Here is a 10,141-nt window from a genome sequence, read left to right on the forward strand (position 1 = left end):
TGCTGGTCCGCACCACCGTCTTCGACGCCCGGGACCGCCGCTCCTACGAGGAAGAACTGCTGCGCCGCAGGAAGGACGCCGAGGAAGCGCGCAAGCAGGCCGAGGAAGCGCGCAGGCAGGCCGAGGAGGCCCGCAGGCAGGCCGAGGCCGATCGCGCCCGGCTCCAGGACGCCCTCGTCGTGCTGCAGCGGTCGCTCCTGCCCGACACCCTGCCGGCGATGCCCGGCATGGAGGCGGCCGCCTACTACCACACCGCGTCCCCCGACCGGCTCGGCGGCGACTTCTACGACGTCTTCCCCGTGGACGGCGCACGCTTCGCGTTCTTCCTCGGCGACGTGTGCGGCAAGGGACCCCAGGCCGCCGCGGTCACCTCGCTGACCCGCCACACCCTGCGCGCCGCGGCACTCCACGACCCCGATCCGGTCTCCGCCCTGACCATCCTCAACAGGGTGCTGCACGCGCGGTACTCCGCGAGCGGGGACCCGCGCTACTGCACCGCCGTCTTCGGCTGGTTCCAGCCGGACCCGGCGACCGGCGAGGTCACCGTACACCTCGCCTCGGGCGGACACCCGCCGGTGCTGGTCCTGCGCGCCGACGGCACCGCCGAGTTCCTGCCCACCCCCGGCGGACTCCTGGTCGGCATCCTGCCCTCCGCGCCGTTCGTCACCGCCACCACCGTGCTCGCCCCGGGCGACACGATGCTGCTCTACACCGACGGCCTCACCGAGGCCCGCACCGGCACGGACCGCACCACCCTGTTCGGCGACGAGGCCCTGCTGGCCTTCGCCGCCGGACAGGCCGACACGTCCCCCCGGGCCGTCGTCGAGGCCGTGACGGCCCTGCTGGAGAGTTTCGGCGACGGCCTCGACGACGACACCGCCGTCGTCGCCCTTTCACCCGCCCCCCGGACGAGACACCCACGATGAGCCCGCTGAAGATCACCACCCGAGACGCCGCCACCGGTCCCGTTCTGGAGATCTCCGGCGAACTCGACTACGCCAACGCCCCACAGCTGCGCGACCTGATCCCCACCATCGGCCTGCGGCCCGGCCAGCGCCTCACCCTGGACCTGGGCCGGATGGCGTTCTGCGACTCCAGCGGCATCACCGCCATGATCGCCGCCCGCAACCACGCGCACGCCGCCCGGGCGGACGTCGCGCTCGCCGCCGTGCCCGCCCACACCCTGCGCGTCCTGCGTATCGTCGGCCTGGACCGGATCTTCACCATCCACCCCGACGGCGAGACGGCCGCCGGCTCCTGACGGGAGGCGGCGGCCGAACGTCAGAGGGCCAGTCCCACGTGGGCGAGGGCCTGCTTCAGCAGGACCCCGTGACCGCCCGGCATCTCGCTCTGCACCGCTGCGGAGGCGGCCTCCTGGGGGCTGAACCAGACGAGGTCCAGCGCGTCCTGGCGGGGCCGGCAGTCCCCGGTCACCGGCACGACGTAGGCGAGGGAGACCGCGTGCTGGCGCGGGTCGTGGTACGGCGTGACGCCGGCGGTGGGGAAGTACTCGGCGACCGTGAACGGCTGCAGCGAGGCGGGGACGCGGGGCAGGGCGACGGGGCCGAGGTCCTTCTCCAGGTGGCGCAGCAGCGCGTCGCGGACCCGCTCGTGGTGCAGGACGCGGCCGGAGACCAGGGTGCGGCTGACGGTGCCGTCCGGGCCGATGCGCAGCAGCAGCCCGATGCTGGTGACTTCGCCGCTGTCGTCCACGCGCACGGGCACGGCCTCGACGTACAGGATCGGCATCCGGGCCCTGGCCATCTCCAGCTCGTCCGAGGTCAGCCAGCCGGGCGTGGTTTCGGTCATGTCAGACATTGCTTGATCATACTTTCCGGGTGGGGGGCCCGCCGGAATCGCGGGCCGGTTCGGATACGGGCGGTCCGTACAGCCGGCGGGCGTTGTCGCGGCCCGTCCAGTCCGCGATGCGCAGGGCGTCGCCCAGGCTCAGCTCGTCGGCGTCCACGCGGTCCTGGAGCAGACCGGCGAGCCCCTGCCGGAAGCACAGGGCGCCCAGGTGGTGGAACTCGGCCACACCGTAGGCGTCCGAGCTGTACAGCAGTTTGCGGAACGGGGTGATCTCCAGCGCCTCCTCCAGCACCGCCCGGCAGCGGGCCGGACCGGTGTGGTGCAGGGCGAGGCCGACGTCCAGGTACACCTGCTCGAACACCGCGGCGAGATAGGCGGCCTGGCGGTGGTACGGCCAGCAGTGCAGCAGCAGCACCGGCACGGTGCCGGCGGTCCGGCGCAGCCAGTCGGTGAGCAGCGCCGGGTCGGCGTGGTCCAGCCGCAGGTCCGCGTCGCCGAACCCGGTGTGCAGTTGCAGCGGCAGCCCCAGCCCGACCGCGGTCCACAGCACGTGCCGCAGCAGGACCGGATCGTCCAGGCGTCCGCCGCGCGCCAGCCAGCGCCCGGCCGCCCGGGCCACCTCCGGCGCGGCCGGGCGCTCCGGGTCCAGCGCGAAGCCCGTCCGGTACGCCGCGACGGACTTCACCGCGACCACGCCCGGCCGGCGTACGGCCGCTTCGGCGGCGGCCTCGAACGCCGTCGCGTACCCGCCCGCCGTCACCCCGCCCGCGGCCACCGACTCCGCGATCCGCTCCAGCCGTACCACCTCGCAGGCGGTGGCGCCGGCCGCGGCGGCCAGTTCCGCGGGGGAGGTGAGCGGGTACGGCGCGTAGCCGGTGTCCACGCAGAACACGCCGGCTCCGGACGCCGTCAGGAACCGGCGGTTGACCTCCTGCCAGCCCAGCTCCGCGCGCCGGGCCACGTAGTCGGCGGGCGGCGCGTGCCGGGGCAGGTCCAGCAGGGGAGCGCAGTGGCGTCGGACGGCCACCCCGGCGGGGCTGTCGAACGGGGAGACACCGGGCCAGGCCGCGCCCTCGGTGAGCAGGGACGCGAACTGGGCCGCGCTCAGGTCGGCCGTGACCGCGCCGTGGCAGTGGTGGTCCACCAGCGGCAGGGCGGCGAGCGCCTCGTGGACGGGTCCGGGTGCGGCCATGGTCAGTACGTCCAGCGGTAGGCCGCCGCGATCTGGTCGGGGCCGAGGCCGTCGACGTCCGCCGCCTCCCCGAGCCGCACGGCCGTCACGGCGTCGGCGAGGACCGGTCCCAGCGCGGACCGCAGGACCGGGTCCGCGCGGAACTCCTCGACGGCCTCCGGCAGCGACCGCGGCAGCCGCCGGACGCCCAGGGCCGCCGCCTCGTCGGGGCCGTAGCGGGCCGGGTCGCCGGTGATCTCGTCGGGCAGCGCGCGGCCCGCGGTGACGCCGTCGAGTCCGGCGGCGATCACACAGCCGAGGGCGAGGTACGGGTTGGCGGCCAGGTCGACGGGCTTGACCTCCATGTTGGCGTCCTTCTCATGGCGGCCGGCGGTGCCCGTGACCATCCGCAGGGCGGCCTCACGGGTCTCCCGGCCCCAGCCGGTGAAGACCCCTGCCCACTGGGAGGGCCGCAGCCGCAGATAGCTGGCGGGGCTCGGGGCGGTGACCGCCGTCAGCGCCGGCAGACGGGCGAGGACCCCGGCCGCGAAGGACTCCGCCTCGGCCGTCATGCCGTACCGGCGCCCGCCGCCCGCGTGCAGGTTCACCCCGTCGCGCCAGCAGGACAGGTGCAGGTGGCCGCCGTTGCCGACGCCCTCGCCGGACACGGCGGGCGCGAACGACACCCTCAGACCGTGCCGCCGGGCCACCGCCCGGACGGTCTGGCGGACCAGGACACTGCGGTCGGCCGCGGCCACCGGGTCCCGCGCGCCCACCGAGATCTCGAACTGCCCGGGCGCGTACTCGGGGTGCAGCTGGTCGACGTCCAGGCCCTGGGCGGCGCACGCGGCCAGCAGGTCGGCGCCGTAGTCGCTCAGCTCCACCTGCCGGATCGCGCCGTACGCGGGCCCGGAGACCGCCGGGACGAACTCCCCGGCGGGCGCCGAGTCCAGCCCGAGGGACCATTCGATCTCGATCGCCGCCTTGAAGGCGAGGCCGTGCCGTTCGGCGGCGTCGGCGACGACCCGGCGCAGGAAGGTCCGGGAACAGCCGGGGTGCCGGGCGCCCTCCTGGGTGATCCGGTCCACCGGCGCCCAGGCCCAGCCGGGCTGCCCGGCCAGGACGACCAGCTGGTCGAGGTCCGGGTAGAGCCGCAGGTCGCCGTCGGGGGAGCCGAGGACGTCGGTGGTGACGACACGGTCGTGGGCGAGGAAGGTGTCGAACACCGGGGACATGCCGACGCCCCGGGACACGGCCGCCTCCAGCCGTGCCGTGGGGATGGTCTTGACCCGGCCGACGCCCGCGGTGTCGACGTACGCCAGCACGATGCCGCGCACGTCCCGCGCGGACAGGTCGGCGGCGAGGGCGGCGGCCCGGCGCGGCTCACCGGGACGGCCGCCCGGCACCGGGTCGGCGTCAGTCGTCATACGTCCTCCAGGCCGTCCGGGACCCCGACGGTCCGCTGCGGTCGCGTGCGGTGATCGGGAGCGGTCGTCCGCCGTCATTGTGCCGCCCGCCGATCGCGCTGTCCCGGCAACCGGGCACCATGGGCGGTTCCGGGCACGCGGGGCGCATGAGGAACACTGGACCGGTATCCCCGCACCCGACCGGAAGCAGGACATGCCCGCCACGCCCGCCTCCCTCCTGGACCCCTGCGGACCGGCCGCCGGCCCCGCCGACATCCGGCTGGTCGTCACCGACATGGACGGCACGCTGCTGGACGACGCCAAACGGCTCCCCGAAGGCTTCTGGCCGATGCTCGCGGAGCTGCGCCGCCGCGGGGTGCTGTTCTGCCCGGCGAGCGGCCGCCAGTACGCGACCCTGCACCGGCAGTTCGCGCGGGTCGCCGAGGGCATGGTGTTCATCGCGGAGAACGGCACGTACGTGGTCCGTGACGGCGTGGAGCTGAGCTCCGACCCGCTCGACCGGTCCGTCGTCGCCGGGGTCGTCCGGACGGTAAGGCGGCTGGTGGCGGCCGGCGCGGACGTCGGAGCCGTGGTCTGCGGCAAGCGGGCCGCGTACGTCGAGCGGACCGACGAGGCGTTCCTCGCGCAGGTGCGCACCTACTACGTCGAGCACCGGATCGTCGAGGACGTCACCGCGGTCGACGACGACGTGATCAAGGTCGCCCTGTTCGACTTCGGCTCCGCCGAGCGCGGCATCGCCCCGGGCCTCGCCCCGTTCGCCACAACCCACCAGGTCGTGGTCTCCGGGGAGCACTGGGTGGACGTGATGAACCGCACCGCCAACAAGGGCGCCGCCCTGCGCGGCCTGCAGCGGGAGCTGGGCATCACCCCCGCGCAGACCATGGTGTTCGGCGACTACCTGAACGACCTGGAGATGCTCGACGCCGCCGAGTGGTCCTTCGCCATGGCGGGCGCCCACCCCGAGGTCGTCCGCAGGGCCCGCCACCTCGCCCCGTCCAACAACGACGGGGGCGTGCTGCGGACCGTGGCCCGCGTGCTCGGCCTGTAGCCCGGCTCAGGGCTTGCGCGCGACCCCGCCGTACAGCGAGACCGGCCCGTCGGGCGCGTCCTCGGACCGCCAGCGCGCCACGGGGACGATGCCGGGCTCCAGCAGATCGAGGCCCTGGAAGAACGCGCCCACCTCGGCGTGCGAACGGGCCACCAGGGTGACACCGCCGGCCGCGTAGGCCGCGATGCCCTTGCGGACGTTCTCCGGTTCGAAGTCGGCGGTCATCGTGGACAGCACCAGGAAGCTGCCCGGCGCCAGCGCGCCGACCAGGGTGCCGACCAGGTCGCGGGCGCCGTCCTCGTCGGCGACGAAGTGCAGCAGGGCGATGAGGGAGAGGGCCACCGGGCGGTCCAGGTCCAGGACGCGGGCGGCGCGCTCCAGGATGCTGCCGGGATCCCGGGCGTCGGCCTGGACGTACTCCGTCACGCCCTCGGGGGTGCCGCGCAGCAGGGCGCTCGCGTGGGCCAGCACGATGGGGTCGTTGTCGACGTAGACCACGCGGGCGTCCGGCGCCACCGACTGCGCGATCTGGTGCAGGTTCGGCTCGGTCGGTATGCCCGTGCCGATGTCCAGGAACTGGCGGACGCCCTGCTCCGCGGCCAGCGCCCGGGTGGCGCGGTGCATGAACGCCCGGTTCGCGCGGGCGGCCCTCGGGGCGCCCGCGTCGATCGCCGCGATGCTGCGGCCGAGTTCCTCGTCGACCGGATAGTTGTCCTTGCCGCCGAGGAACCAGTCGTACACCCGGGCCGGATGCGGCCTGCTGGTGTCGATGCCGTCCTGCGTCCGCGGGCCGGTCCCCGTCACGCGCCGCTCCTCCACCCGTCCGGTCCCGGTGGTCGGTCCGGGACGTGCGGGAAGCAGTCTGGCACGTCGTGCGGCGTCGGCGCAGACGGTCTTCGGCCACCTGTCCGCCGAGCGACCGCCCCACGATGCGGCGGCCGGCCGGCGGTCCTGTGCCGTAGCGGCTACGGCTTGAGCGGGTCGTGGCCCAGCGTCATCAGCCGGTGCCGCCGGCGGGTGTCCTCCGGCGTGTTCTCCGGCTCCGGTTCGTTCTCCGGGTCGATCAGGTCACCGACCGTGTCGACGACCTCGTGCATGACCCGGACGTCGTCGTCGGTGAGGTCGGTACGCCGTTTCTGCAGGATGCCGAGGACGTGCTGCCCGGTGGGCGTGCCCGCCTCCTCCGGCAGCGGTTCCGTCTCCTCGTCGGCGTCCCGGACCCTCAGCCAGGCCGCGAGTTCCGCCGAGGTCATGTTCACCACGCGGTGGAAGTCCTCCCACAGCGCATCGAGCTCCAGGGCGTCGGCCATGGTCTCCCCCTTCCGTGCGGGAGCGGATGTCCTAGCTGGCGTCGTCGCGCGGGTGGTTCTCCGCCTCGAACATCCAGCGCTGCTTCTCCAGGTCGGCGGTGACGGAGATCAGCAGGTCCTGGGTGACCGGGTCGGCCTTCTCGGTCGCCTCGATGCGCTCGCGCAGCCGGGTGATGGCCGCCTCCAGCGCCGACACCATCAGCTCGACCACCTCGGTGTCGCGCAGCCAGCCGTCCTTGGCGCCGGGCAGCGCGAAGGTCGCGGCGATGGTCTCCGGCCGGCCGTCCGGCGACACGCCCAGCGCGGCGGCCCGCTCGGCCACGGTGTCCGAGTGCTCCCGGGTCGCGGCGACCACCTCGTCCAGCTGGAGGTGGATCGACCGGAACCGGGGTCCCACGACGTTCCAGTGCGCCTGCTTGCCGATCAGCGACAGGCCGAGCAGGTCGACCAGGGTCTCCTGCAGGGCGGTCCCGGTGACGCCGAGTGCCTCCTCGGGCAGCGTGCTCTTGACCACGGTCATGGCGCGTACGTCCCCTTTCGTGAGCTGTGCACGGTCATGTCCGTGCAAGCGGGTGCCCGCTGCACCGAGGGGCAAACCGGCTGCTCAGCGGGGCAGTACCCGGTCCAGGAAACGCAGCGTCTCGGCCAGCACCTCGTCCTTGCAGGTCTCGTGGAACACCTCGTGCCGGGCACCCGGGAAGATCCGCTCGGTCAGCCGCCCACCACTCAGCCGCTCCACCCCGGTCCGGCTGCCGGACAACGGCACCAGCCGGTCGTCCTCGCCGTGCAGCCACAGCAGCGGCAGTGGGCCGACGTCACCGCCGCGGGCGGCGGTGTCCAGGGTCCGCGCGAACGCCTCGAGCGTCGGCCGCTTCATGGGACCGTGCCAGACCAGCGGGTCGGCGGCGTACGCGGCGCCCACGGCGGGGTCCCGGGAGAGCGCGGCGGGACTGATGGGGACGTCGGGGATCTCCGCCATCGCCAGCAGCCGCCCGGGCAGCTCCCAGGTGCCGATCACCGGGCCGGACAGGACCAGCGCGCTCAGCGTGCCGCCGTACCGCTGGGCGTAACGGGCCGCGATCAGTCCGCCCATGGAGTGGCCCACCATGACCAGCGGCAGGCCGGGGTGGGCGGCACGGGCCGACTCCGCGACCGTGTGCACGTCCGTGACCACGTCCTCGAAGTCCTCGATCAGCACCCGCTCGCCGGCCGAGCGGCCGTGGCCGACGTGGTCGGGCGCGTGGACGGCGGCACCGTGCCCGGTGAGCGCACGGGCCGGTTCCGCGTACCGGCCGGCGTGCTCGCCGTAGCCGTGCACCAGGAGCGCCAGGTAACGGGGGTCCGGACGGGGCCACTCGTGGACGGCGAGGGTGCCGTGGGTGCCGTCGAGGGTGTACTCGCGGACGGGGGGCATGTCTCCTCCAGCTGCTGCGGTGAAGCTCCTGGGGATCTTCCCAGCGAGGCGGTCGGGGGTCTATAGTCCAAAACTAGCAGTGCTAATTAATTGATCCGTGATCCACAGCGTCGTAGGTCAGGAGTCCCAGCCGTGCGTCCCGTCCACTTCGCGGCCGCCCGCCGCACCCCCATCGGCAAGCTGCGCGGAGCCCTCTCCTCCGTCCGGCCCGACGATCTGGCCGCGACCGTGATCCGCCACCTGGTGGCCGAAGTGCCCGCGCTCGACCCGGCCCGCATCGACGACGTCTACTGGGGCGCCGCCAACCAGGCCGGCGAGGACAACCGCAACGTCGCCCGGATGGCCGTCCTGCTCGCCGGGCTGCCCGACTCCGTGCCCGGCGCCACCGTCAACCGGCTGTGCGCCTCCGGACTCGAGGCCGTCACCGCCGCCGCCCGCACCATCGCCGCGGGCGAGGCCGACATCGTCATCGCCGGCGGCTCCGAATCGATGAGCCGCGCCCCCTTCGTCCTGCCCCGCCCCGACGAGGCCCTGCCGCAGCGCGTCGAGACCCACGACACCCGGCTCGGCTGGCGGCTGGTCAACCCCGCCATGAAGGAGCTGCACGGCCTGCTCTCCATGGGCGAGACCGCCGAGGAGGTCGCCGGGCGGTACGGCATCTCCCGCACCCGGCAGGACGAGTTCGCCCTGCGCAGCCACCGGCTCGCCGCCACCGCACGCAAGAACGGCCACTTCGACGACGAACTCCTGCCCGTCGAGCGCCCCGACGGCGTCGTGGTCGAGCAGGACGAGTGCGTCCGCGAGGACACCTCCCTGGAGAAGCTGTCCCGCCTCAAGCCGGTCTTCCGCGCGGACGGCACCGTGACGGCCGGCAACGCCTCGCCGATGAACGACGGCGCGGCCGGCCTCCTGCTGGTCAGCGAGGAGGCCCTGAACGAGCTGGGCCTGGAGTCCCTCGGCCGGTACGTCGCGGGCGCCTCCGCCGGCGTCCACCCGGACGTGATGGGCCTCGGCCCGGTTCCCGCCACCCGCAAGGTGCTGGCCCGGGCCGGCTGGCGCACCGCCGACCTCCAGGAGGCCGAGTTCAACGAGGCGTTCGCCGCGCAGGCCCTCGCCTGCGTCGACCAGCTCGGCATCGACCCGGAGCTGGTCAACCCCACCGGCGGCGCCATCGCCCTCGGCCACCCGCTCGGCTGCTCCGGCGCCCGCATCCTGACCACCCTGCTGCACCGGATGCGGCGCACCGGCGCGGAGCGCGGGCTCGCGACCATGTGCGTGGGCGTGGGCCAGGGCAGCGCGGTGCTGGTCGACAGGCACTAGAGCATCCGCATCGGGGGGGATCCCCGCGCGGGGATCCGGTACACGAGCCGCAGCAAGGAAACGGAGCACCACTGGCATGGCCACCTTGTCCGTCGCCGCCATCCTCGCCGAGAACGCCCGGCGCCGCCCCCACAAGACGGCGCTCGTCGAAGGCGGGCTGCGGCTCACCTTCGCCGAGGTCTGGCAGCGGGCGCTGGCCCAGGCCGGCGCGCTGACCGGGCTCGGCGTACGGCCCGGCGACCGGGTCGCCCTCATGGCGCCCAACACCGCCGAGTTCCCGGTGGCCTACTACGCGATCGCTGCGGCGGGCGCCGTCGTCGTCCCCGTGCACCTGCTGCTGTCGGCCGGCGAGGTCGAGCACGTCCTGCGGGACAGTGAGGCCACGCTGCTGCTGGTGCACCCGGGGCAGGCGGAGACCGGCACGGCCGCCGCACGCGCCACCGGCGTCCGCGCGGTCGTCCTGGGCGGCGAGTTACTCGTCCTGCTGCCCCGCTTCGACGCGGCCCGGGCCATCGAGCTGATGGTGGAGGAGGGCGTGAACACCTTCCACGGCGTGCCGACCATGTTCCTGGCCCTCGCGGCGGCCGCCGCCGACGCCGGCCGGCTCCCCGAGCTGCGGGTGTGCGTCTCCGGCGGGGCCGC

At 74.3% G+C, this 10,141-nt stretch carries 12 protein-coding genes; 5 read left to right on the forward strand and 7 right to left on the reverse strand.

Annotated features, from left to right (window positions below; all coding sequences use genetic code 11):
• The coding region (locus IE312_RS16555) for a PP2C family protein-serine/threonine phosphatase (RefSeq protein ID WP_229899891.1) at positions 1 to 926 on the forward strand (926 nt) is incomplete at its 5' end.
• Complete coding sequence (locus IE312_RS16560) at positions 923 to 1,261, forward strand: STAS domain-containing protein (RefSeq protein WP_189982491.1); 339 nt, start codon at positions 923 to 925, stop codon at positions 1,259 to 1,261. The genes IE312_RS16555 and IE312_RS16560, both read left to right, overlap by 4 nt.
• Before the next feature lie 20 nt (positions 1,262 to 1,281).
• Here the strand turns inward: IE312_RS16560 and IE312_RS16565 are convergent, their stop codons facing one another.
• The 3 genes from IE312_RS16565 to IE312_RS16575 are packed head-to-tail and all read right to left on the reverse strand — an operon-like array spanning position 1,282 to position 4,407.
• Positions 1,282 to 1,809, reverse strand: a complete 528-nt coding sequence (locus IE312_RS16565) for an NUDIX hydrolase family protein (RefSeq protein WP_189982734.1) — start codon at positions 1,807 to 1,809, stop codon at positions 1,282 to 1,284.
• Positions 1,810 to 1,825: 16 nt separating this feature from the next.
• Positions 1,826 to 3,001, reverse strand: a complete 1,176-nt coding sequence (locus IE312_RS16570) for an amidohydrolase family protein (RefSeq protein WP_189982493.1) — start codon at positions 2,999 to 3,001, stop codon at positions 1,826 to 1,828.
• Positions 3,002 to 3,003: 2 nt separating this feature from the next.
• Complete coding sequence (locus IE312_RS16575; RefSeq protein WP_189982495.1) at positions 3,004 to 4,407, reverse strand: glutamine synthetase family protein; 1,404 nt, start codon at positions 4,405 to 4,407, stop codon at positions 3,004 to 3,006.
• Positions 4,408 to 4,600: 193 nt separating this feature from the next.
• Between IE312_RS16575 and IE312_RS16580 the strand changes: the two genes are divergently transcribed.
• Positions 4,601 to 5,455, forward strand: a complete 855-nt coding sequence (locus IE312_RS16580; protein ID WP_189982497.1) for a Cof-type HAD-IIB family hydrolase — start codon at positions 4,601 to 4,603, stop codon at positions 5,453 to 5,455.
• Between the two features lie 6 nt (positions 5,456 to 5,461).
• On the opposite strand, the gene IE312_RS16585 is transcribed toward IE312_RS16580, so the two are convergent.
• From IE312_RS16585 to IE312_RS16600, 4 genes are all read right to left on the reverse strand, one after another.
• Positions 5,462 to 6,259 carry an SAM-dependent methyltransferase gene (locus IE312_RS16585; protein WP_189982499.1) on the reverse strand — a complete coding sequence of 266 codons (798 nt, stop codon included), beginning with the start codon at positions 6,257 to 6,259 and terminating at the stop codon, positions 5,462 to 5,464.
• 161 nt (positions 6,260 to 6,420) lie between these two features.
• A complete protein-coding gene (locus IE312_RS16590; protein ID WP_189982501.1) occupies positions 6,421 to 6,765 on the reverse strand; it encodes a DUF3140 domain-containing protein in 345 nt (114 codons plus the stop codon).
• Positions 6,766 to 6,796: 31 nt separating this feature from the next.
• Positions 6,797 to 7,285 carry a Dps family protein gene (locus IE312_RS16595; RefSeq protein ID WP_189982503.1) on the reverse strand — a complete coding sequence of 163 codons (489 nt, stop codon included), beginning with the start codon at positions 7,283 to 7,285 and terminating at the stop codon, positions 6,797 to 6,799.
• An 84-nt stretch (positions 7,286 to 7,369) separates the two neighbouring features.
• Positions 7,370 to 8,179, reverse strand: coding sequence for an alpha/beta hydrolase (locus IE312_RS16600; RefSeq protein WP_189982505.1), 810 nt, complete (start codon positions 8,177 to 8,179; stop codon positions 7,370 to 7,372).
• Positions 8,180 to 8,311: 132 nt separating this feature from the next.
• On the opposite strand from IE312_RS16600, the gene IE312_RS16605 reads away from it, so the two are divergent.
• Both IE312_RS16605 and IE312_RS40410 read left to right on the forward strand, forming a co-directional pair.
• Complete coding sequence (locus tag IE312_RS16605; RefSeq protein WP_189982507.1) at positions 8,312 to 9,499, forward strand: thiolase family protein; 1,188 nt, start codon at positions 8,312 to 8,314, stop codon at positions 9,497 to 9,499.
• Between the two features lie 76 nt (positions 9,500 to 9,575).
• Positions 9,576 to 10,141: AMP-binding protein (locus IE312_RS40410; RefSeq protein WP_229899892.1), on the forward strand; the 566-nt coding region annotated here is incomplete at its 3' end.

Origin of the sequence: Streptomyces capoamus (assembly GCF_014654935.1) — a bacterium.
Taxonomy (GTDB): Bacteria; Actinomycetota; Actinomycetes; order Streptomycetales; family Streptomycetaceae; genus Streptomyces; species Streptomyces capoamus.